The organism is Gemmatimonas sp., assembly GCF_044345575.1.
GTDB lineage: Bacteria > Gemmatimonadota > Gemmatimonadetes > Gemmatimonadales > Gemmatimonadaceae > Gemmatimonas.
The window spans coordinates 1-21,750 of the sequence record NZ_JBIJAW010000021.1 but is presented as its reverse complement, the minus strand read 5'-3'; the positions used below and the strand labels follow the sequence as shown (position 1 = coordinate 21,750).

Here is a 21,750-nt window from a genome sequence, read left to right as displayed (position 1 = left end):
GCGAGCGATGATGCGCACGGGAATGGGCGTCGCGTAGTGCGTGAGGAGATCGAAGGGCTCGCGCGGGAACGCATCGACAAGCTCGTGCGCCAAGCCTTCGATGATCGGCCGCAGCGCTTCCACCCGCCGCGAGACGAAGGCACGACTGACGAGGGCCCGCAACCGCGTGTGCACGGGCGGTTCGCGCTCCAGCATCGAATGCGCATCCACCTCGTCGAAGTGCCGCGTGTGCGGGCGCGGTGCGGGCAGCCCCAGTTCCTCCCGCGTGGCCACATGCAGAATCTCGCGCCCGAAGCGCCGGTCGCGCAGCAGGCGGTTCACCTCGTCGTAGCCGAAGAAGCACCAGCAGCCCAGCTCCTCCCAATACGCCACCGGCGACTGGGCCAGCACCGCCGCGTAGCTTGCAGAGGGATCCCGATAGAACGCCGGATCACGCGGATCGAGGGACAGGTGCCGGCTGGCGGCATCGAAACGCATGTGCACTACACCCCACCGAAGCAGAGATACTTGGTCTCCAGGTACGCTTCGAGTCCGTAGCGCGACCCCTCGCGTTCCAAACCGGACTGCTTGACGCCCCCGAAGGGCGCGAGTTCGGTGGAGATGAGCCCCTCGTTGATCCCCACCATGCCGTACTCGAGTGCTTCGGCCACGCGCCAGCAGCGCCCCACATCACGACTGAAGAAGTACGCCGCCAACCCGTACTCGGTGGCGTTCGCCATCGCGATGGCCTCGGCTTCCGTATCGAAGACGAACACCGGCGCGATGGGCCCAAACACCTCGTCATGCGCAATGCGCATGGCCGGAGTGGCATCGGCAAGAACGGTGGGCGCGTAGAAGAGGCCACCGATGCGCGTGCCCCCCTGTACCACGCGCGCCCCATGCGCCACGGCATCCTCCACGAACGCCTGGACCTTGGCGAGGGCCTTCTCGCTGATGAGCGGCCCCACCTGGACCTGCGGGTCGAGGACATCGCCGGTGCGCAGGTCGGCGACGGCGGCGGCAAATCGCTCGAGGAAGGCGGAATACACCGACCGGTGCACGAGCAGGCGATTCACGCAGACGCACGTCTGCCCATTGTGCCGGTACTTGGACTGCACCGCACCGCGCACGGCGGCGTCGAGATCAGCGTCCTCGAAGACGATGAATGGCGCGTTGCCCCCAAGTTCGAGCGACAGCTTCTTGAGCGTGGGCGCACACTGCGCCATCAATTGCCGCCCCACCGCCGTGGAACCGGTGAAGCTGAGTTTGCGCACCGCCGGGTTTGCGCAGAGTTCACTGCCCACCCCCTCGTTGTCCGATGTGGTCACCGTGTTGTACACGCCGGCAGGAAATCCCGCAGCTTCGGCGAGCGCCGCGAGCGCGAGCGCCGTGAGCGGCGTCTCCGAGGCCGGCTTGATGACCACCGGGCACCCGGCCGCGAGCGCCGGCGCCACTTTGCGTGTGATCATCGCGAGCGGGAAGTTCCACGGCGTGATGGCGGCCGCCACGCCGACCCCCTGCTTGATCACCACGAGGCGCCGATCGGACGAATACGGCGGAATCACGTCGCCGTACGCGCGCTTCGCCTCCTCGGCGAACCACTCCACGAACGCGGCACCGTAGGCGATTTCACCGAGGCTCTCGGTGATCACCTTGCCGCTTTCGCGCGACATCAGGGCGGCGAGCTCGGTGCGATGCTCCATGATGAGCTCGAACCACCGGCGCAGCACGGCGCTCCGCTCCTTGGCGGTGCGAGCACGCCACGCCGGCCAGGCGCGCTCAGCGCTTTCGATGGCGTCGCGGGTCTCGCCGGGACCCAGATCGGGAACACTCCCAATCAACTCACCGGTGGCGGGACTGTGCACCGCAAACACCCGTTCGTCTGGGGCGGTCACCCACTGGCCGTTCACATACGCGCGATCGCGCCGGAGACTGATGGACATGGGCGAACGAGGTAGCGTTCGGATGAAAATCGCAAGGGATAGGCCCGCGCGGGCCGCGGCATTACGATGGATCCATGTCTGCGTCCTCGGTGCTCCTTCCGCTCGATGCATTTGCGCGCCACCGCTTGAAGGTGGCGTTCGTCGGCACGCACGGCGTGGGCAAGACCACCCTGTGTTTCGACCTGGCGGCGCAACTCAAGCGTCTCGATCTCGGCGTGGACATTGTCAAGGAAGTGGCACGTCGCTGCCCCCTGCCGATCAACGAAGAAACCACCCTCGACTCCCAGTCGTGGATTCTGCACACGCAGATCGCCGAGGAGATCGAGGCGTCGTCGCAGTACGAGGTGGTGGTGTGCGACCGGTCGGTGCTCGACAACTACGCGTACCTGGTGGCGCGAAGTGGCCGCCAGCCGGAGCTGGAGCCGCTCGTGCGGCATTGGGTGCGGGGCTATCACGCGCTGTTCAAGGTGCCGGTGACCGGGGCGCCCGCCTTCGACGGCAAGCGTGCGGTGAGCCTCACGTTTCAGCAGCAGATCGATGGAATCATCGACGACCTCGTAAGTGATCTCGGGGTCACGGTGCACCATCTCGATCCGCAGGATCGATCCGGCTGGACGGTGGCGGCCCTGCAGCATCTGGGCCTGCCCACCCAACCGCCGCAAATCGATCTGTTCGCCGCCCGCGAGTAGATACGACGAGGCCGTTCAGCGCGAGTGACGGTACATCATCTTCACGAGCTCGTCGTACATGGCTTCGGCTTCGGTCGGCCCCTGCTGAATCGCCGCCGACGCGCAGTGCTTGAGATGATTGCGCATCAGCTCGCGCCCCACGCTGCGCAGCGCCTCGTGCACACTGGCGATCTGCGTGAGGATGTCGGCGCAGTAGCGGTCGTCCTCCACCATTTTCTGCAACCCGCGCACCTGCCCCTCGATGCGCCGTAGCCGCTTGCGGTTGCGCTCCTTGGCCCCGGCGTCCACCGCCACCGCCTTGCGCCCGTTCGTCGCGGACGCCTGGGGCGGCACAGCGCAGCCACACCCGACGGCCTGTGTTGTTGGCGCAGCGGCGGGCAACTTCGTGGTTCGCGTCCTGGTCGAAGGCATGGTTATCGGAAGGTCACGGGTCAGGCGAAGCGCGCGCGCCGGAGGCGGAGGGAATTCGTCACCACGCTTACCGAACTGAACGCCATGGCGGCGCTGGCGAGAATGGGACTGAGTTGCAGGCCGAACGCGGGATAGAGCACTCCCGCGGCAATGGGGATGCCGATCACGTTGTACACGAACGCCCAGAAGAGATTCTGCTTCATGGTGCGCATGGTTCGGCGCGATAGCGCGATGGCCCGCACCACCCCCATGAGATCGCCGCGCATCAACACCACGTCGCCTGCTTCTACGGCGACGTCAGTGCCGCTGCCGATCGCCATCCCCACGTCGGCCTGCGCGAGCGCCGGCGCATCGTTGATGCCGTCGCCCACCATGGCCACCACCGCCCCTTCGCGCTGGAGTCGCTGTACTTCGGCCACCTTGCCATCCGGAAGCACGCCCGCCACCACACGATCGATACCGGCGTCACGACCGATTGCCGTGGCGGTTCGCTCGTTGTCTCCGGTGAGCATCACCACGGCGAGCCCCATGGCGTGTAGTTGCGCAATGGCCGCCCGGGAACTTTCGCGAATGGGATCGGCCACGGCGATGAGGCCGGCCAGTGCGCCGTCGATGGCGACGAACATAGGGGTGCGCCCCTGCGACGCGAGCGTCGTGGCCTGCGTATCGAGTTCGCTCGAACTCACACCCCACTCGTGCAGGAATGCGGCGTTGCCCACCACCACGGCGTGGTCGCCCACCGTTCCCTGCGCCCCGCGTCCCGTCACCGACTGAAACGTGCCGGGGTCGACGAGCGTGAGATGGCGCGCGACGGCTTCCCGTACGATGGCATCCGCCAACGGATGCTCGCTCGACTTCTCGAGCGAGGCGACCAATCGGAGGAGTTCGTCTGCCGTGAGTGCTGCGTCGGTGGCCACAACAAGGTCCGTCACCACCGGTTTTCCCTCGGTCACCGTGCCAGTCTTGTCGAGCACCACCGTCGTGATATCACCAGCGCGCTGCAGCGCTTCGCCCCCCTTGATGAGCACCCCCATCTCGGCGCCCTTGCCACTCGCCACCATGACGGCGGTGGGCACCGCGAGCCCCATGGCACAGGGACAGGCAATGATGAGCACCGCCACGGCCGCAGCAAAGGCCCGCACCAGCGGCGCCTCGTTCACCGCCACGTACCACACGCCGAAGGTGATGACGGCGATCAGCATCACCGCCGGTACGAACACCGCGCTGATGCGATCGGCGAGCCGCTGAATGGGCGCGCGGCTCCCCTGCGCGTCACGCATGAGCTGCACGATCTGCGACAGCACACTGCTGGCCCCCAGTGTCGTGGCGCGATAGCGGAAAGCGCCGGTGCGGTTGATCGTGCCGCCGATGACCCGATCGCCCACGTGCTTGCTCACGGGCAGCGACTCGCCGGTGAGCATGCTTTCGTCCACCGCGCTTTCTCCCTGCACCACCTCACCGTCGGTGGGAATCCGTTCGCCGGGCCGCACGATAATGACCTCGTCGGGCTCCACCGTGTCCACCGGCGCGTCGACTTCCTGGTCGAAGCGCAGCACGCGGGCCGTCTTGGGCTGGAGGTCCACCAGCGCGCGCAGCGCCGCCGAGGTGCGCATCTTCGCGCGGGCCTCGAACATGTTGCCGGTGAGGATGAGCGCGATGATGATGATGACGGCTTCGTAGTACACATCGGGCATCACGCCGCGCGAGATGAAGAACGTCGGCGCGAGGGTGGCGACCAGCGAGTACACGAAGGCGGCGAGCGTCCCCACACTCACCAGCGTGTTCATGTCAGCGGCGCCGTGCCGCAGTGCGGCCCACGCCCGCTTATAGAAGTGGCGGCCGGCCCACACCATCACGAGCAGTGTGACCGCCAGCAGCGTGTAGGTGAGCACGCTGGCCGGCACGTCGTACAGACCGGGAAGCGTGGCGCGCAGGAGCGGGTCGAGCGCGGTCATGCTCCACCGCATGAACGGATCGGCCACCACGCCGTGCGCATGACCTGCAGCGAGCTGGCTCATGAGCGGCATGCTCACCAGCATCGCAAACGCGCCAATAATGCCGCTGACGAGCGCCTTGGTGCGGAGGTCGTGATACTCGTCCGCTTGGGCGCGATCGCGCGCCTGCTGCTCCTCGAAGGCCGATTGATCGGCATCGGCGAGTGCGGCGCCGTAGCCGGTGTCGCGGATGACCTCGATCAGCTGGTCGGCCGAGGTGGCGCCCGGGTCGAAGGTGACCGTGGCGCTCTTCATCATGAGGTTTACCGCCGCGTCGCTCACCCCGGGCGCCTTCTGAAGCATGCGCTGCACGCGCGAGGAGCAGGCGGCGCATGTCATCCCCGTGACGGGGATGCGCACCGTCTGGCGCGACGAATCGGCGGGCGTGTTCATCGGAGGCTTGACCCGTGTGCTGCGGGTACGTGTCGCCGGATCGTCTTACGTGGTGGCGACGACGGGGTAGCCCGCGTCGTCGATCGCCTGGGCGATACGGCCGGCATCGGTCTGCGTGTCGTCGAAGGCCACAGTCGCCGACCCGATGGCGACACTCTCCACCGTGACGCCGGCGATCTGCTGCAGGGCCTTGTCTACGGCCTTCACGCAGTGGCCGCAGGACATCCCGGAGATTTCGAACGTCGTCTTCTGCATGTGTGTGTCCTTGATAGGGTGTGGGGGTATCTTTGCAATATACCCCCTCCCGGTATCAAGTCCACTCCGCGAGCACCGCTTCCTCCGCGCCTCCACGCCTCCGCGCCTCCGCGCTTCCGCGCTTCCGCGCTTCCGCGAACGCGGTGCAGACCAGCGACGCCGCGCGCACCCGGACCGCCGTGCCCCACGGATCGCGCAGTAGGTCACCATCCACCACGAATCCCGCTTCGCTCACTGACGCGAGCGTCTGCTCGGCATCCGGCGTGACGATGGTCCACGCGAGCAGTTTGGCATCGCGCTCCGATGGGCTCGGCGCCCCTTGCGCCCAGGTATTGGTGCCGAGGTGATGGTGATAGCCGCCAGCGCCGAGGAAGAGCGCGCCGGGGTATCGCCATACCATGCGATCGAAGCCCAGGGCCTTGCTGTAGAAGTCAGACGCGCGGGCAATATCTCCCACATACAGATGGAGGTGCCCCATCACCGTACCAGCGGGCATCCCGTCCCAGGTGGCTCCCTGCGCCGACGCGACGACGGCGGGGAAATCGAGGGGGTCGGTGGCCATCATGAGTTCGCGCCCGTCACGCCTCCACTCCTCACGGGGGCGGTCGCGATACACCTCGATGCCAATCCCGTCCGGATCCTGCAGGTACAGGGCTTCACTCACGAGGTGGTCGCTCGCGCCGACCCGTGCGCCGATGTCGGACAGGTGCTGGACGAATCGTCCGAGGGCGGGGCGATCGGGGAGCAGAATCGCGAAGTGGTAGAGACCAAGCCGCGAGCCCGGCCGCACTGGTGTCGTCCCCGGTCGATACTCGAGACTGACGAGTGGCTCCGACGCGCCGGGCACCCCCAGGTGCACCGTGTCGCCCTCGCACGCGAGCTCGCGCAGCCCAAGCACCATCTGGTACCACTCGAGCGAGCAATCGAGGTGGCTCACCTGCAGTTGCACCGGCCCGAGTCGCAGGTCACGGGAAAACCGATGCGCCGGCGGCGCTTCCCCGTAGGTGCCCGGGAGGGCGAGCTCAGGCACGGGCGCTCGGCGGAACAGGTCATCGCTGAAGACGCTCATCTTCCATTATAATCGTTTAGCCGTTAATTGTCAAGCTAACTATATCTTTCCCACGAACCGGGGGCGGCTCGGGCGGATTGATCGGACTCAATCCTCGCGACATCCGGAAGATCGAGGTCCTCAAGGATGCCGTCTCAACGGCGGAGTTCGGCGCGCGCAGCGGGCGAGTTGCCCCGATATGCGCGCTGATTAGGTTGCCCGCATGAACCGTTGGGCCACCCGCTTCCGTCGTGCCGCCATTGCTTTGGTGGGCGTGCATCTGCTGCAGGTCATCCTGCTGGCGGCCAGCGCGGTATGCGACGTGTCGATTGCTGCCCCCACGGATCACGCCGCCCACACGGTTGCGGCCATGCCGGCGTCCCACAGTGAGGCCCACAGTGAGCACCACAGCGGGCACCACGCGCCGATGAGCGACTCGTCGCCGGACACCCCGCACCACACGTCGCATCCGACGAGTTGCCCGATGGCCATGGCCTGCGCGGCCACCGCCATCATCGTGCCGGTCCCGATGCTCGCGAGCCGCGAGGTGCAGGTGAGCACCGAGCGCATCATACATGACGGGCTCGCGCTGAGCTCGATGCATCAGACACCCGAGCCGCCCCCTCCGCGCGGCTGAGTTGGACTCCGTAGCTCCGCGCTCCTGAGCGCCACCGCGCCGCATCCCGTCGGCGCGCGCATCCAACTCGAATCTCCACATCATGTTCGCGACCCTGTCGCGCGTGGTGCCCGTGCTGATGCTCGGGCATTTCGCCGCGTCGTCTGCGCTGGCGCAGACCGACTATTTCAACACGGACGCTGGTCGTCCCATCCGCGTCGAAGATGCATACGCCATCGAGCGGCGCGCGATCGAAGTGCAGCTGGCGCCGCTCCGCCTCGAGCGGGAGCGCGGCGGTACCTATCGCTGGGGCGTCGAGCCCGAGATCGCACTCGGCCTCTTGCCGCGCACGCAGGTCGAGATCGGCTTCCCGATGGTTCACACCGAAGGGGGACGCGGTGTCCGTACGACCGCGCTTGCTGGTATCGAGATGTCGGCGTTGTACAACCTCAACGCCGAAACGCGGCTCCCCGCGCTGGCCCTCGCCGCGGACGTGGTGATACCCGCCGGGCCGCTGGGGCCGTCCACCTCGATTCCCACGGTCAAGGCGATCGCCACGAAGACGTTTGCCTGGGCCCGCTTTCACGTGAACGGCCAGATGACCTTCGCCGATGACAAGGCCACCGGCGGCACCACCGGTATTGTGCCCCCGGCCAACGCGGAGTTCTCGCGCTGGATGGCGGGGATCGCCGTCGACAAGACGCTGCCGCTCAAGGCGATGCTGTTCACGATGGAAGTCGTGACCAGCGAGCCATTGCAGGCCGGCGCCGCGCAACGCTTCGACGTGGCCGGCGGATCACGCATCCAGCTGAGCCCGCGCGTCGCCTTCGACGCCGGTGGTGGATACCGACTCAAGGGGGACGAGCAGGGCTGGTTCCTCACGACCGGTGCCGCCGTCGCGATTGGATTCCCCTGGGCGCCACGCCGCTGACCCGGAGCCGACACATGCACACGACTTCCTCCGCCCGTTTCACGCGTCGACTCGCCATGCTGGGCGCGGTCCTGACCGTCACCATGGCGCCGATCTCTCCGCTCGCGGCCCAGTGGAGCACGACCTACGAGCAGTTCTACTTGCAGGCGTCGCACAACTGGACGTTCCGCACGCACTACCAGCACGCCGACCGCCTGTTCAACGCGTTCGACTACGGTCACGCGATTCTGTACGAGACGCTGTGGCGTTTTCCGGATGCGCCCGCGTCGCGCCTCGAAGTGGATCGCTACAACGACCTCACGCAGAAGGTGCTCATCAAGCCACCGCGCATTCCGCTCGAGGAAGGCGCGATTGAGCCCAAGTACGCGCAGCTCGCCCCGGAAGCGAAGGTGATGTTCGACTGGGCGCATCTGCTGCATCGGCAGCTCTACGATGTGCTGGCCGACGAGCGTCTCTCGTGGGCGCAGCGCGACGTCGAAGTAGCGCGACTCATCCGCTACTACCGGTCGCGCCCCGACCTTGCCTTCAGCAGCAAGCCGAAGTCGATGAAGCTGATGCAGGAGCAGCCGTTTTCACTCGCCTTCCGGAAGAAGTATCCGAAGTTCAACGGCCTGATCTGGGGATACCACTGGTTGCAGATGGGGCTCTACGAACCGCTCATGGTGGGTACCTCGCGCACGGAGAAGCAGGCGCTCATGCGCGCCACGGTCGCGCGGTTCTTCCAGATGCTGCAGGACGTCCCACGCTCATTGCCGCATCAGATGCCCATGACCGTGCCGGTGGCGCCGAAATTCGCCGCGCGATACCCCGAAGCCGCCATCATCTTCGACAACCTGCACAGCATGCACGATGTGGTGAGCGACATTCTCACCAATCCGTCGGTGCCGCGCGACCGCAAGCGCGCGGAGATCATGCTCGCCGCGCGGCGCTATCGCGACGATACGACCGAGGTGATGAGCGTTCCGGCGTGGCGTGTGATGTCGGAGCACATGGGCATCGAGAACATGGGTGGCCCCGCGGTGGGATTCCTGTCCACGCTTCCGACGCCCACCGTGACCTACGGCGCGGTGATGCAGCATGATGCGGAGACTGGCGCCATGACGGGGTTCGGCAGCGGTGGCGCGACGACCGCCGATGCGCACGCGGGGCACCAGATGCCCACGGGGCCGAGCGACTCGTCGCAAGTCGCCACGCTGGTGAGCGGCTTCCACCAGGCGCTCGAACGAGGCGACAGTAGCGCAGCGCTCGCCCTGCTCTCCCCTGATGTCGCCATCGTGGAGAGTGGCACGGTGGATTCACTCGCCGACTACCGGTCGCATCACCTGCCTGCCGACATCGCGTTTGCGCGGGCCATCAAGGCCGCACGCCAACCGCGCGGCGTGACGGTCGTGGGGGACGTGGCGTACAGCGTGGCGACCTCGGCAACCAAGGGGACCTTCGGCGACCGCGCCGTCGACACCCTCGGCGCCGAGCTGATCGTGGCGCGGCGCGTCGACGGACAGTGGCGCATCGCGGCGATCCACTGGAGTTCGCGGCGGCGGTAGGCGCTCAGGCCAGCGCCTTCCGCACCGCCGGCGCCACCACGGTGCCGTAGAGTTCGATGCAGCGCAGCACGTCCTTGTGCGGCATCGGCCCCACGGAGAACTGAATGAGCATGCGGTCCATGCCGAACAGTTCGTGCTCGAACAGGATCTTGTCGATGACTTCCTGCGGGCTCCCCAGCAGCATGGCACCGCGTGGTGACCGCTCGAAATCGAACTGCTGGCGCGTCGGCATGGGCCATCCGCGCTCACGGCCGATGCGCCCCATCGTGTCGATGTACGGGCCGAAGGCGAGGTTGACCGCGTGCTCCGTGCTGTCAGCAATGAACCCGTGCGAATTGATGCTCACCTTGAGTGTGCTCGGGTCATGGCCCGCCTGTTGTGCGGCCTCCCGATAGAGCTGCACGAATGGCTGGAATCGCTCAGGCATCCCGCCGATGATGGCAATGGCGAGCGGCAAGCCGAGCGTACCGGCGCGCACCACCGACTGCGGTGTGCCGCCCACGGCGATCCACACGGGGAGCGGCTGCTGCAACGGGCGCGGATACACCCCGCGATTGTCGATCGAGGGGCGGTGCTTCCCGTTCCACGTGATGCGTTCGTTCTCGCGGAGCGCCAGCAACAGCGCAAGCTTTTCGGTGAACAGCTCGTTGTAGTCGTCGAGATCCTGTCCGAACAGCGGATACGACTCGATGAAGCTGCCGCGGCCCGCCGTGATCTCGGCCCGGCCGTTCGAAAGCAGGTCGAGCGTGGCGAAATCCTGGAACACCCGCACCGGGTCGTCCGAACTCAGCACGGTGACCGCACTCGTGAGCTTGATGCGAGAGGTACGCGCCGCGGCCGCCGCCAGCACGACGGCGGGAGCGGACACCGTGTAGTCAGGGCGATGATGCTCGCCCACCCCGTACACATCGAGGCCGACCTGATCGGCCAATTCGATTTCTTCGAGGAGGTGACGCAGCCGTTGCCCGGCTACCGCCGGATCATTCACGCGGCGCGGATCGGTTTCGCCGAAGGTATAAATGCCAAGTTCCATACCCGAATGTATGGTGCCGTCGCACGGTGCATAGATTGCGGCGTGAGCTCAGGTCCCTCCTCCTCGGCACTGGTCCGCGAGCGGCTGCAGCGCGCGCTGGTCGACCGGTACGTCATCACCCGTGAGTTGGGTGGCGGCGGATCGGCGCGTGTGTTCCTTGCAACCGAGGTCGCGTTGAAGCGCCCCGTGGTCATCAAGGTGCTGCCAACAGAGCTCACCGACGGGGTCGATGGCGTCCGCTTTCATCGCGAAATGCTGATCGCGGCGCGGCTCCAGCACCCGCACCTCGTGCCACTGCTGACCGCGAGCGATCCCGAGGCCTACGCTGATCACCCGTCCGGCGCGTTGCGCTGGTACAGCATGCCGTACGTGGAGGGCGAGTCCCTGCGTGAGCACCTGCTCAAGCGCGGCACGCTCCCCCTGCTCGACGCGGTCCGCCTGCTGCGTGAACTCGCCGCGGCGCTCGCCTATGCGCATGCGAAGGGGGTCATTCACCGCGACATCAAGCCGGAAAACATTCTGCTCAGCGACGGCGTGGCCATGATCGCCGACTTCGGTGTCGCGAAGGCGCTGGACGACGCCAGCGAGGCGGCGGTGAGCAGCGGACGTCGCGTAACCACCGTGAGCATGACGCTGGGGACCCCAGCCTACATGCCACCCGAACAGGTGAGCAACGCGCGCGTGGTGGACCACAAGGCCGACCTGTACGCGTTTGCGTGCGTGGCCTATGAGATCCTCACCGGGGCGCCCCCGTTCGTCCGCCCATCGCTGCGCGCCACGATGGCAGCGCAGCTGGCGGATTCGCCCAGGCCGATACGGGAAGTGCGAGCCGAACTGCCCGGCCCGCTCGCCGATGTATTGATGCGCTGCCTGGAGAAGGATCCTCTGCAGCGACCGCACTCGGCCTCCGTAGTCATCAACACGATCGACGCGCTGCTCGCGGCTGTGCCGCCGCGACGTGCCACACCCCCCAGCGTCGATACCGTGACGCCCGCGAAGCCCGACGCGAGCAGATGGCGAACGACATTTGCCGCCGTGGCCGTTCTGCTGTTGGCCGCCACCGCATGGTGGCTGGGGCGCCCCCGGTAGGGCTTACCCCATCACGGGCTTGACGCGCAGCACCCGTCCGTTACCGCTGTCGGTCACGACGTAGACGAAACCATCAGGGCCCACCGCCACATCGCGAATGCGCTCGCCGAGCTCGCCCAGATAGCGGACCTCTCGCGTCACGCGCCCGTTGGCGAGCTCGAGACGTACGAGCGCCCCCGGTGAGAGGGACCCCACGAGAATGCTCCCGCGCCATCCGGGAATCGCGTTGGCCGTGTAGAACGCCATGCCCGACGGTGCGATGACGGGATCCCAGTAGTACACGGGCTGCTCCAGCCCAGCCTTCGACGTGCCCTCGCCGATGCGGGCGCCCGAATAGTCCACGCCATACGTGATGATCGGCCACCCGTAGTTCTTGCCGCGCTCGGGCCGATTGAGCTCGTCGCCACCGCGCGCGCCGTGCTCCACCGTCCAGAGCTGACCGGTTTCGGGATGCAACGCCGCCGACTGGACATTGCGATGACCATACGACCAGATGGCCTGCGCGTTGGCGACGGAGGTGAACGGATTGTCGGCCGGTGCCGCCCCCGACGTGGTGATGCGGACGATCTTCCCCTGCCCCATGGACAGATCCTGCGCCCGGTCGCGCCAATTCATGCGGTCACCCAGAGTGACGTACAGCAGACCGGTGCGATCGAACACGAGCCGTGCCCCATAGTGGCCTCCGCCATTCAGCTTGGGCTCCTGGCGGTAGATCACCTGCACGTCTTCGAGCGCCGTGCCGGTGAAGCGCGCCCGCGCCACCGCCGTACCAGCGCCACCGCTCCCCGACTCGGCATACGAGAGGTAGATGCGCTGGTTCTGCGCGAACTGCGGGTCGATGGCGACGTCGAGCAACCCGCCCTGCCCTTGGGCGAATACGGTGGGGACGCCCGTGACGGGCGCCGACAGTTGGCCACTCGGCGACAACACCCGCAAGCGTCCCGGCCGCTCGGTCACGAGGGCGCGGCCGTCGGGGAGAAACTCGATGGCCCACGGATTCACCAACCCGCCGGTCACGGTTTCCGCGGTCACCACGCCGCGCGTGTTGGGGGGCGTGGGGGAGCGATCTGCCAGGACCTGCGACGGTGGCGTAGAGGGGGCGCCGTCGTCCGACGGTGCGGCCGCCGGCGACGACGAGCATCCCACGAGGGCGAGTAGACCCAGAATTCGACGCATGCATTCTCCACGACACGATGGTTCACACCGTAAAGTCCGGCGCTGGCCGGAGGCGCCCTGCCGACGCATAGTGAAGTTACGCGGTTCCAACCCCAGCCCCAATCACGGCGTTCCCCTCCATGCTTTCGCCTACAGCCAAACTCCTCACGACGGCGGCCTTCCTGGCCGCGGCGATTACGCCACAGCTGCAGGCGCAGCGGGCAGCCACCGGACAGCCGGTGGGCCCCGTGGATCCTCGCCGGTCGCAGACGCAGAAGCCGCCGCTCCACGGCAAGCACTGGATGGCGATCACCGGCAAGCCGCTCGGTGCGACCGCCGGGGCCATGATGTTTCAGAAGGGGGGCAATGCCGTCGATGCGGCGGCGGCCATGCTCGCGGCTACCTGTACCATGTGGGACACCCTGCACTGTGGCGGTGAGACGCAGGCACTCATCTACCATCCCAAGCTCAAGAAGGTCATCGGCATCAACGCGCTCGGCGTCGCACCGACTGGCGCCACGGCCGACTACTATCGGAGCAAGGGCTATGCGAACCCGCCGGAGTTCGGTCCGCTGGCGGCAGTGACCCCCGGTACACCTGGCGGACTGATGGTGATGCTGGCGGAGTATGGCCGGCTGTCGCTCAAGGACGTGCTGGGGCCGGCCATTCAGATGGCCGACGGATTCGCCATCGAGGCGCAGCTCGCCAACACCATCGAGCGGCAGAAGTCGTGGATCAAGCAGTGGAAGTACGCGCCGGCGATCATGCTGCCGCACCTTGGCGGTGAGCGCGAAGCGCCGGAGCCCGGAGAGATCTTCGTGCAGAAGGATCTCGCGGCCACCTTCCGCAAGCTCGTCGCCACCGAGCAGGCTGCGCTCAAGGCGGGCAAGACTCGCAAGCAGGCGATCATGGCCGCGTACGATCGCTTCTACAAAGGCGATATCGCCGCCGAACTCGTGCGCGGTATGCGTGAGGACGGTGGCCTCTTCACCATGGCCGATCTGGCGAATTGGAAGGTGAAGATCGAAGAACCGATGTGCACGAACTACAAGGGCATCGACGTGTGCAAGCTGCAGCAGTGGCAGCAAGGCCCGGTGATGCTGCAGGCGCTCAACATCCTCGAGAACGCCGACCTCAAGGCGATGGAGTACAACTCGCCGAAGTACGTGCACACGGTGTATCAGGCGATGAACCTCGCCTTTGCCGATCGCGACTTCTACTACGGCGATCCGGCGTTCGCGCCGGAGGAGCCCATGCAGGGGCTGATGAGCAAGGCGTACGCGAAGGCGCGCTACAACAGTATCGACTGGACGAAGAACGATCCGACCATCAAGCCGGGTGATCCGTATCCCTATCAGGGCGGTAGTAATCCGTTCGCGCAGTATCTCGCGCAGTGGGACAACCGCAAGTTCCTGCCGCGCGACACTACGAAGCAGAGCGGCCAGCAGGATCGTCTGGTGCGCACCGACACCACGCTCGACGATCCGTTCACGGTGCAGCTTCGTGAGAGCTTCCATGGTGGCACCACGAGCATCGAGGCGGCCGATAGCTCCGGGTGGGTCGTCTCCATCACGCCCAGCGGCGGGTGGGTACCGGCGGTGATTGCGGGACGCACTGGTATCGGGCTGTCGCAGCGCGGCCAGAGCTTCGTGACGCGCCCGGAGGACGGACCGTTCAATGTGATCGAACCGGGGAAGCGCCCGCGTGTGACACTCACGCCCACCATGGCGCTCAAGAACGGCGAACCGTTCCTCGCCTTCGCCGTGCAGGGCGGTGACACGCAGGACCAGAACCTGCTGCAGTTCTTCCTGAACATGGTGGAGTTCGGGATGACAGTGCAGCAGGCCGTGGAAGCCCCGAACATCAACTCGTACCAGCTGCGCAATTCCTTCGGCTTCCACGAGACGCAGCCGGGACTGATGGAAATCGCGACGAGCATGCCGGAGGCCAACCGTGCCGCCCTACGGGCGATGGGCTACACGCTCCGCCCCTTGGAGCGCACCTCCGGTCCCATCAACGCCATCTGGTTCGACCGCAAGCACCGCACCATGTGGGGCGGCAGTTCGAATCATGGGGAAGATCACGGGATTGCGTGGTAGGCGGACGACGCACTGAGAGCTGACGGCTGACAGCTGAAGACTCCCCCGGCGGAAACGACCCTCTCGCCAACCGCGGGGGAGCTTTCAGCTTTCGGCTTTCAGCTATCGGTGGTGCACTCAGCCATTCTCTCTGGACTCCCCCGTCCCACCGGGCGAAATTTCACGGGTTAGGCCCTCCTTCCTCCGACCTCCGGTCTCATGCCGATCACGCTCAAGGTCAACGGCGCCACCCGCACGGTGGACGTCCCCGCGGACATGCCCCTGCTCTGGGTGCTGCGCGACGAACTCGATCTCAAGGGCACCAAATTCGGGTGCGGCGCCAATCGCTGCGGTGCCTGCACGGTGCACGTCAACGGTGTGGCACAACGCACCTGCACGCTGCCGGTCTCCCGCGCGGCGGGCGCTGAGATCACGACCATCGAGGGGCTCGACCCCAAGGGTGCGCACGCGGTGCAGCAGGCGTGGGAGGAGCTCGACGTACCGCAGTGCGGCTACTGCCAGGCCGGCCAGATGATGGCCGCCGCGTCGCTGCTCGCGAAAACCGCCAAGCCCACCGACACCGACATCGACACGGCCCTCAACACGAATCTCTGCCGTTGCGCGACGTACCTCCGCATCCGCGCGGCCGTGCATCGGGCGGCAGAGATCAAGGCAGGTGGCGCGGCGATGGGCTCGAGCAGCGGCAAGCACGAGGAGGAGAACTGATCATGGCCACCTCCCCTAATTCGGAGAACGGCGTGCACACGAGCCGCCGCGATTTCCTCAAGGTCACCGCGCTCGCCGGCGGCGGCATCCTGCTCGCCAGCTACGCCGAGCCCCTCGAAGCCATCACGCGCCTTGGTGCGGGTGCCCCGGCCGCCGATGCATCGCTGAGTGCGTTCATCCGCCTCACCGCCGACAACATCGTCACCATCACCGCGAAGAACCCGGAAATCGGCCAGGGCATCAAGACGATGCTCCCCATGCTGATCGCCGAAGAGCTCGACGTGGATTGGGCGAACGTGCGCATCGAGCAGGCCGACTTCGATCCCACCAAGTATCCGGCGCAGGTGGCCGGCGGTTCCACCGCCACGCCCACCAACTGGATTCCGCAGCGCCGCGTGGGTGCCGCCGGTCGGCAGATGATTCTCGCCGCGGCCGCGAAGGAGTGGAACGTGCCGGTCGCCGAGCTCACCACGTCGAAGGGTGTGGTCAGCCACAAGGCGAGCGGCAAAACGGCCACGTACGGAGCGCTCGCCGCGACGGCCGCCACGATGCCGGCGCCGGTGCTCGACACGGTGCCGCTCAAGGATCCGAAGAACTTCACCATCATCGGCACGCGCAAGAAGACGGTGAACGTGAAGGACATTCTCACGGGCAAGCCGATCTTCGGCCTCGACGTAACCGTCCCGGGGATGCACTACGCCACCTTCGTGAAGTCGCCCGTGTACGCGGCGAAGGTGAAGAGCGCCAACCTCGACGTGATCAAGCAGCAGCCCGGTGTGACGCACGCCTTCGTCGTCGAGGGCACCAACAACCTCGCCGGCCTCAAGGCCGGTGTGGCCATCGTGGGCAAGAACTGGTGGATGGTGCAGCAGGCCCGCAAGAAGCTCGTGGTGGAGTGGGCCGAGCACCCCACGTCGCAGCAGTCGAGCGCGGCCTTCGCCGCCAAGGCCAAGGAATTCTTCGCGGCCGCCCCGCACCGCACCATTCGCGCCGACGGTGATTTCGACGCCGCCATCAAGGGCGCCAAGAAGGTGATCGAGGCGGAGTACAGCTATCCGTTCATCAACCACGCCACGCTCGAGCCGCAGAACTGCACGGCGCGCATGAACGCCGACGGCACGTGCGAGATGTGGACCACCTCGCAGACCCCGCAGGGGGGACGCGCGCTGGTCGCCCAGACGCTCGGGCTCAAGGAAGACCAGGTGGTGATGCACATGATGCGCGCCGGCGGTGGTTTCGGGCGCCGCCTGTACAACGAACCGCTCGCCGAGACGGCGTTCATCGCGCGCGAAGCGAAGGTGCCGGTGAAGCTCATCTGGACGCGCGAAGATGACATGCAGCACGACCAGTACCGGCCCGGCGGCTTCCACAAGTTCACCGCGGGCATCGACGCCAACGGCAAGCTGGTGGCCTTCCGCAATCACATGGCCACGTTCGGCGAGGGCGAGCGCTTCGCACCGAGTGCCGACATCGGTCCGGGTGAGTACCCGGCGCGCTTCGTGCCGAATCTCAAGATGGACGTGTCGGTGATGCCGCTCGGCGTGCCCACCGGCGCGCTGCGCGCACCGCGCTCCAACGCGCTGTCATTCGCCTTCCAGGGGTTCGTCGACGAGTGCGCGGAGGCGGCGGGGAAGGATCCCCTCCAGTTCCGCATCGACATGCTGAAGAACGAGATCCCGGCCGCGCAGCCGCTCACGCCGCAGCAGCAGGCGGGACTCATGGATGCGCAGCGCGTGATCGGCATTCTCGAGATGGCGCGCGACGTGTCGGGGTGGAACAAGCGCAGCAGTCTCCCCAAGGGCACGGGCATGGGCGTGGCGTTCTACTTCAGCCACCGCGGCTACTTCGCCGAAGTCGTGCAGGCCACGGTGAGCAAGGCGGGCGAAGTGAAGGTGGACAAGGTGTGGGCCGTGGGTGATGTGGGGAGCGAGATCATCAACCCCAATCACGCCGAGCAGCAGGTGCAGGGGGCGGTGCTCGACGCCATGGGTCAGGCGTACGGGCAGGAGATCACCTTCACCGGCGGCAAGGCCGATCAGCAGAACTTCTCGCCAGCCACAACGGCCAGCGGATCGGCCGCGAACTTCCCGCTGCTGCGCATCAAGCAGGCGCCGCCGGCGGTGGAAGTGCACTGGAAGAAGACCAACTTCTCACCCACCGGCATCGGTGAGCCGGCCATGCCACCGCTCATCCCGGCGCTCATGGGCGCCATTCACCAGGCCACCGGTAAACGGGTGCGGCAGCTGCCGCTGAGCAAGGTGGATCTCAAGTGGGTGTAAGTGTTGTCACCACGTCCCCGTTCGCTGACCAGCGACCGGGGACGTCGGGTTTACGGAAGCGCACGCCGGTGTTTCAGCAGCCGCACTATCTCGAGAACTTCGTACAGGCGCTGCTCGACGAGGCCGCCATCCCGGCCGGTGCGTCGCTGGTGATCGGTGGCGACGGCCGGTTCCTCAACCGCGAGGCCATCGGTACGATCGTCCGCATGGCGGCGGGTAATGGCATCACGCACGTGATCGTGGGGCGCGGCGGCCTGCTCTCCACGCCCGCGGCCTCGCATCTCATCCGGCAGGGCGCGGCCGGTGGCATCATCCTGTCGGCAAGCCACAACCCCGGTGGCCCCGACGGTGATTTCGGCATCAAGTACAACACCGCCAACGGAGGGCCAGCGCCGGAGTCGTTCACCAATGCCGTCGCTGCGCGTGCCGCGTCACTCTCGAGTTATCGCATCGCCGAGCTGCCCGCGTTCGATCTCGATGTGATTGGTCGACAGGAGCTCGGCGGACTCATGCTCGAGATCGTGGATCCGGTATCGGCCTACGCCGATCTCATGGCCACGCTCTTCGACTTTCCCGCGATCCGTGCGCTGTTCGCGGGAGGATTCCGCATGCGGATGGACAGCATGCACGCGATCACGGGCCCGTATGCGGTGGAGATTCTCGAGCGTCGACTCGGCGCGCCGGCTGGGACGGTGATCAATGCGGTGCCGCTCCCCGATTTCGGCGGAGGGCATCCCGACCCCAATCTCACGTACGCGCACGACCTGGTGGAGGAGATGTTCGGCGCGCACGCGCTCGACTTCGGCGCCGCGAGCGATGGCGACGGCGATCGCAACATGATCCTCGGCCAACGCTTCTTCGTCACGCCGAGCGACAGTCTCGCGGTGCTCGCCGCCAATGCGACGCTGGTGCCGGGGTACCACAGCGGCTTGACGGGGGTGGCGCGCAGCATGCCCACGAGTGCCGCCGTCGATGCGGTAGCGGCGAGGTTGGGGATTCCGTGCTTCGAGACCCCCACCGGGTGGAAGTTCTTCGGCAACCTGCTCGACGCGGGGCGCATCACGCTGTGCGGCGAAGAAAGCTTCGGCACCGGCAGCAATCACGTGCGTGAAAAAGACGGACTCTGGGCCGTACTCTTCTGGCTCAATATCGTGGCCGTGCGTGGCGAGAGCGTGGAAGCGATCGTGCGCGAACACTGGGCCACCTACGGCCGCAATTACTACACGCGCTACGACTACGAAGCCGTGCCGAGCGATGCGGCGAATGGGGTGATGGCGCATCTGCGTGCGCAGCTCGATGCGCTCCCCGGGCAGGTGCTCGACGGGCGCACGGTGCAGGCAGCTGATGATTTCGCCTATACCGACCCGGTGGACGGTAGCACGAGTGCTCGGCAGGGTATCCGGGTGCTGTTTACGGACGGCGCGCGCATCGTGTTCCGGTTGTCGGGCACGGGCACGGAAGGCGCGACGATCCGCGTGTATATCGAGAGTCGCGAGACGGCACCGGAGCGGCTGGGGATGGAGACCGCCGACGCGCTGCGCTCATTGGTGGATGTGGCGCTGGGTTTGGCGCAGATCGTGGAGCGGACGGGGCGGGCGGAGCCGACGGTTATCACCTGAGCGCGGCCTCGGACTGAAACGCGTCCACACGGAGCTCACGGAGAAACATGAGGGCACGGAGAACAGCACTTTCAGGAAAGTGGTTCTCCGTGCCCTCTCGATTACTCTGCGAACTCGGTGTGGACGCGTTTCCTTAGCCGCCTCACAGCTTCCGCTACGGTAAGGCCCGCCCGCACACGATCGTGATGTTGTCGCTGCCACCGCGCTCGAGTGCGAGATCCAGCAACGTGCGGCACAGCTGCTCGCTCCCCGTCATGCGCGCGCATTCGGCCGCGATCTCCTCGTCACTCACATGCTTGGTGAGCCCGTCGCTGCACACGAGCGTGATACACCCGCGTTTGCTCACGTCCACACGCGAGATCACGGGCTCCGCGTCGTCCGCACCGATGGCACTCGAGAGCACATGACTGAGCGGTGAGTGCTGCGCCCGTTCCGGCGTGAGGGCGCCGCGGTCGACCATCTCCTGCGCGAGCGTCTGGTCGCGCGTGATCTGCTGCAGCACCCCATCCTGGAAGTGATAGAGACGGCTGTCGCCCACCTGAATCACATACAGCAGCGGCCACACGACGATGCCCACGGAGAGCGTGGTGGCCATGTTGCGGCCATCGAGCTGCACCGCACTCTGCTCTTTCACCCGCCGGTGCGCCTCGATGGCGGCCTCGCGCAACGCCGAAGTGAACTCATGCTCCGACGCCGACCCGGCAGTGTGCCAGCACTTCATGGCCGACGCGAAGTATTCGGTGACCGCGATGGTGGCGAGGCGGCTCGCCTCACTGCCGTCGGCGCTGCCGCCAACCCCATCGGCCACCAGCATGATGGTGGCCACGCGTTCACCGCGCAGCGTGATCGCCGAGGCGTCGGCAAGGCTCGTACCATGCACGACCACCTGTGGGTGCACGGTACACAGCAGAAACTGATCCTGATTACTCGTGCGGACTCGACCGGTGTGGGTCACCCCGAACAGATCGAGTTCGTCGTCGCGCGGGCGCACCATGGGGACACTCACGTCTTGCGTTGACTGCATGTCCCCAGAATGCGCCCCCTCCCGAGCATGGGCAAGCGGCGACCCCATCCGTTAACGGCAGTCAGGGGTATGCCTTCAACTGGCGAGCCCAACCGGAAATGGCAATATTCCGCGCGCTTCATCGACGGCCATGCTCCCCCCTGGGAGCGATCGAAACACTGCGGAGATCCCGGTCGTTTGGATGACTCCGACCACTTGAGAGTCCCCGTGAGTACCACCCCTACCTGCATCATCACCGGCGCCTCCTCGGGCGTGGGTCTCTACGGCGCGGCGGCGCTGGCCAAGCGCGGCTGGCACGTGGTGATGGCGTGCCGAGATCTACCCAAGGCCACGGCCGCGGCCGACGCGCTGGGTATCGCGCCTGAGCGTCGGAGCATCCTGCACATCGATCTGGGCTCGCAGGCGAGTATACGGGCCTTCGTCGACGCCTTTCGCGCGCTGGGACGCCCGCTCGACGCGCTCGTGTGCAACGCGGCGGTGTATCTCCCCCGGCTCACCGAACCGGCACGCAGCCCCGAAGGGTACGAGATCAGCGTGGCCACGAACCACTTCGGCCATTTCCTGCTCGCCAACCTCCTGCTCCGCGATCTCGAGCAGAGCACGCATCCGTCACGCCGGCTGATCATCCTTGGTACGGTCACCGCCAACTACGAGGAGTTCGGCGGCAAGATCCCCATTCCCGCGCCGGCCGACATCGGCAATCTCGAGGGACTCGAGGCTGGCTTCACGGCGCCGATCGCGATGATCAACGGCAAGGAGTTCAAGCCGGGCAAGGCGTACAAGGACTCGAAGCTGTGCAACATGATTACGGGGCGTGAGCTACATCGGCGGTATCACGAGCAGACCGGCATCGTGTTCAACACCCTCTACCCCGGGTGCGTGGCCGACACGCCGCTCTTCCGCCATACGCCGCGCGCGTTCCAGGTCATCTTCCCCTGGTTCCA

General features: G+C 66.5%; 18 protein-coding genes and 1 pseudogene. 10 read left to right on the top strand and 9 right to left on the bottom strand.

What is annotated here, in order from left to right:
- Positions 1–477: pseudogene (locus ACIQ6O_RS02785) on the bottom strand (cytochrome P450); the annotation flags it as partial.
- A gap of 5 nt (positions 478–482) precedes the next feature.
- Complete coding sequence (locus tag ACIQ6O_RS02780; protein ID WP_396206245.1) at positions 483–1,922, bottom strand: NAD-dependent succinate-semialdehyde dehydrogenase; 1,440 nt, start codon at positions 1,920–1,922, stop codon at positions 483–485.
- A 74-nt stretch (positions 1,923–1,996) separates the two neighbouring features.
- On the opposite strand from ACIQ6O_RS02780, the gene ACIQ6O_RS02775 reads away from it, so the two are divergent.
- Positions 1,997–2,611, top strand: coding sequence for an AAA family ATPase (locus ACIQ6O_RS02775; protein ID WP_396206244.1), 615 nt, complete (start codon positions 1,997–1,999; stop codon positions 2,609–2,611).
- Positions 2,612–2,626: 15 nt separating this feature from the next.
- On the opposite strand, the gene ACIQ6O_RS02770 is transcribed toward ACIQ6O_RS02775, so the two are convergent.
- From ACIQ6O_RS02770 to ACIQ6O_RS02755, 4 genes are all read right to left on the bottom strand, one after another.
- Positions 2,627–2,944, bottom strand: coding sequence for a metal-sensitive transcriptional regulator (locus ACIQ6O_RS02770; protein WP_396206243.1), 318 nt, complete (start codon positions 2,942–2,944; stop codon positions 2,627–2,629).
- Between the two features lie 98 nt (positions 2,945–3,042).
- On the bottom strand, positions 3,043–5,409 hold the full coding sequence (locus tag ACIQ6O_RS02765) for a heavy metal translocating P-type ATPase (protein ID WP_396206242.1): 2,367 nt from the start codon (positions 5,407–5,409) through the stop codon (positions 3,043–3,045).
- A 45-nt stretch (positions 5,410–5,454) separates the two neighbouring features.
- Positions 5,455–5,664 (bottom strand): heavy-metal-associated domain-containing protein, encoded by a 210-nt coding sequence (locus ACIQ6O_RS02760; RefSeq protein ID WP_396206241.1) that lies wholly within the window; start codon positions 5,662–5,664, stop codon positions 5,455–5,457.
- A 55-nt stretch (positions 5,665–5,719) separates the two neighbouring features.
- The gene (locus ACIQ6O_RS02755; RefSeq protein ID WP_396206240.1) at positions 5,720–6,733 is read right to left on the bottom strand and encodes a VOC family protein; all 1,014 of its coding nucleotides are present in this window, start codon (positions 6,731–6,733) and stop codon (positions 5,720–5,722) included.
- A 202-nt stretch (positions 6,734–6,935) separates the two neighbouring features.
- On the opposite strand from ACIQ6O_RS02755, the gene ACIQ6O_RS02750 reads away from it, so the two are divergent.
- The 3 genes from ACIQ6O_RS02750 (at position 6,936) to ACIQ6O_RS02740 (ending at position 9,803) form a co-directional block, all read left to right on the top strand.
- A complete protein-coding gene (locus ACIQ6O_RS02750; protein WP_396206239.1) occupies positions 6,936–7,349 on the top strand; it encodes a hypothetical protein in 414 nt (137 codons plus the stop codon).
- Between the two features lie 82 nt (positions 7,350–7,431).
- Positions 7,432–8,259: a hypothetical protein gene (locus ACIQ6O_RS02745; protein ID WP_396206238.1), complete on the top strand. Its 828-nt coding sequence runs from the start codon at positions 7,432–7,434 to the stop codon at positions 8,257–8,259.
- A gap of 14 nt (positions 8,260–8,273) precedes the next feature.
- Complete coding sequence (locus ACIQ6O_RS02740; protein ID WP_396206237.1) at positions 8,274–9,803, top strand: YybH family protein; 1,530 nt, start codon at positions 8,274–8,276, stop codon at positions 9,801–9,803.
- Positions 9,804–9,807: 4 nt separating this feature from the next.
- Here ACIQ6O_RS02740 and ACIQ6O_RS02735 read toward each other — a convergent pair whose 3' ends face one another.
- Positions 9,808–10,836: an LLM class flavin-dependent oxidoreductase gene (locus ACIQ6O_RS02735; RefSeq protein ID WP_396206236.1), complete on the bottom strand. Its 1,029-nt coding sequence runs from the start codon at positions 10,834–10,836 to the stop codon at positions 9,808–9,810.
- Positions 10,837–10,878: 42 nt separating this feature from the next.
- Here ACIQ6O_RS02735 and ACIQ6O_RS02730 point away from each other — a divergent pair, with 42 nt between their 5' ends.
- On the top strand, positions 10,879–11,925 hold the full coding sequence (locus ACIQ6O_RS02730; RefSeq protein ID WP_396206235.1) for a serine/threonine-protein kinase: 1,047 nt from the start codon (positions 10,879–10,881) through the stop codon (positions 11,923–11,925).
- A 3-nt stretch (positions 11,926–11,928) separates the two neighbouring features.
- Here ACIQ6O_RS02730 and ACIQ6O_RS02725 read toward each other — a convergent pair whose 3' ends face one another.
- Positions 11,929–13,101, bottom strand: a complete 1,173-nt coding sequence (locus ACIQ6O_RS02725; protein WP_396206234.1) for a PQQ-dependent sugar dehydrogenase — start codon at positions 13,099–13,101, stop codon at positions 11,929–11,931.
- A 281-nt stretch (positions 13,102–13,382) separates the two neighbouring features.
- Here ACIQ6O_RS02725 and ACIQ6O_RS02720 point away from each other — a divergent pair, with 281 nt between their 5' ends.
- The 4 genes from ACIQ6O_RS02720 (at position 13,383) to ACIQ6O_RS02705 (ending at position 19,782) form a co-directional block, all read left to right on the top strand.
- Positions 13,383–15,179, top strand: a complete 1,797-nt coding sequence (locus ACIQ6O_RS02720) for a gamma-glutamyltransferase family protein (RefSeq protein ID WP_396206246.1) — start codon at positions 13,383–13,385, stop codon at positions 15,177–15,179.
- A 198-nt stretch (positions 15,180–15,377) separates the two neighbouring features.
- A complete protein-coding gene (locus ACIQ6O_RS02715) occupies positions 15,378–15,884 on the top strand; it encodes a (2Fe-2S)-binding protein (protein ID WP_396206233.1) in 507 nt (168 codons plus the stop codon).
- A gap of 2 nt (positions 15,885–15,886) precedes the next feature.
- Positions 15,887–18,163 (top strand): molybdopterin cofactor-binding domain-containing protein, encoded by a 2,277-nt coding sequence (locus ACIQ6O_RS02710; protein ID WP_396206232.1) that lies wholly within the window; start codon positions 15,887–15,889, stop codon positions 18,161–18,163.
- Complete coding sequence (locus ACIQ6O_RS02705) at positions 18,154–19,782, top strand: alpha-D-glucose phosphate-specific phosphoglucomutase (RefSeq protein ID WP_396206231.1); 1,629 nt, start codon at positions 18,154–18,156, stop codon at positions 19,780–19,782. The genes ACIQ6O_RS02710 and ACIQ6O_RS02705 overlap by 10 nt, the downstream gene beginning before the upstream one ends.
- Before the next feature lie 154 nt (positions 19,783–19,936).
- Here ACIQ6O_RS02705 and ACIQ6O_RS02700 read toward each other — a convergent pair whose 3' ends face one another.
- Positions 19,937–20,806: a PP2C family protein-serine/threonine phosphatase gene (locus ACIQ6O_RS02700; RefSeq protein ID WP_396206230.1), complete on the bottom strand. Its 870-nt coding sequence runs from the start codon at positions 20,804–20,806 to the stop codon at positions 19,937–19,939.
- A 207-nt stretch (positions 20,807–21,013) separates the two neighbouring features.
- On the opposite strand from ACIQ6O_RS02700, the gene ACIQ6O_RS02695 reads away from it, so the two are divergent.
- The coding region (locus ACIQ6O_RS02695) for a protochlorophyllide reductase (protein ID WP_396206229.1) at positions 21,014–21,750 on the top strand (737 nt) is incomplete at its 3' end.

Bases quoted from the DNA above. Each gene is read 5' to 3' on its own strand.
- ACIQ6O_RS02780 (WP_396206245.1), bottom strand. From the start codon at position 1,922: ATGTCCATCAGTCTCCGGCGCGATCGCGCGTATGTGAACGGCCAGTGG.
- ACIQ6O_RS02775 (WP_396206244.1), top strand. From the start codon at position 1,997: ATGTCTGCGTCCTCGGTGCTCCTTCCGCTCGATGCATTTGCGCGCCAC.
- ACIQ6O_RS02765 (WP_396206242.1), bottom strand. From the start codon at position 5,409: ATGAACACGCCCGCCGATTCGTCGCGCCAGACGGTGCGCATCCCCGTC.
- ACIQ6O_RS02760 (WP_396206241.1), bottom strand. From the start codon at position 5,664: ATGCAGAAGACGACGTTCGAAATCTCCGGGATGTCCTGCGGCCACTGC.
- ACIQ6O_RS02755 (WP_396206240.1), bottom strand. From the start codon at position 6,733: ATGAGCGTCTTCAGCGATGACCTGTTCCGCCGAGCGCCCGTGCCTGAG.
- ACIQ6O_RS02750 (WP_396206239.1), top strand. From the start codon at position 6,936: ATGAACCGTTGGGCCACCCGCTTCCGTCGTGCCGCCATTGCTTTGGTG.
- ACIQ6O_RS02745 (WP_396206238.1), top strand. From the start codon at position 7,432: ATGTTCGCGACCCTGTCGCGCGTGGTGCCCGTGCTGATGCTCGGGCAT.
- ACIQ6O_RS02740 (WP_396206237.1), top strand. From the start codon at position 8,274: ATGCACACGACTTCCTCCGCCCGTTTCACGCGTCGACTCGCCATGCTG.
- ACIQ6O_RS02735 (WP_396206236.1), bottom strand. From the start codon at position 10,836: ATGGAACTTGGCATTTATACCTTCGGCGAAACCGATCCGCGCCGCGTG.
- ACIQ6O_RS02725 (WP_396206234.1), bottom strand. From the start codon at position 13,101: ATGCGTCGAATTCTGGGTCTACTCGCCCTCGTGGGATGCTCGTCGTCG.
- ACIQ6O_RS02720 (WP_396206246.1), top strand. From the start codon at position 13,383: ATGGCGATCACCGGCAAGCCGCTCGGTGCGACCGCCGGGGCCATGATG.
- ACIQ6O_RS02715 (WP_396206233.1), top strand. From the start codon at position 15,378: ATGCCGATCACGCTCAAGGTCAACGGCGCCACCCGCACGGTGGACGTC.
- ACIQ6O_RS02710 (WP_396206232.1), top strand. From the start codon at position 15,887: ATGGCCACCTCCCCTAATTCGGAGAACGGCGTGCACACGAGCCGCCGC.
- ACIQ6O_RS02700 (WP_396206230.1), bottom strand. From the start codon at position 20,806: ATGCAGTCAACGCAAGACGTGAGTGTCCCCATGGTGCGCCCGCGCGAC.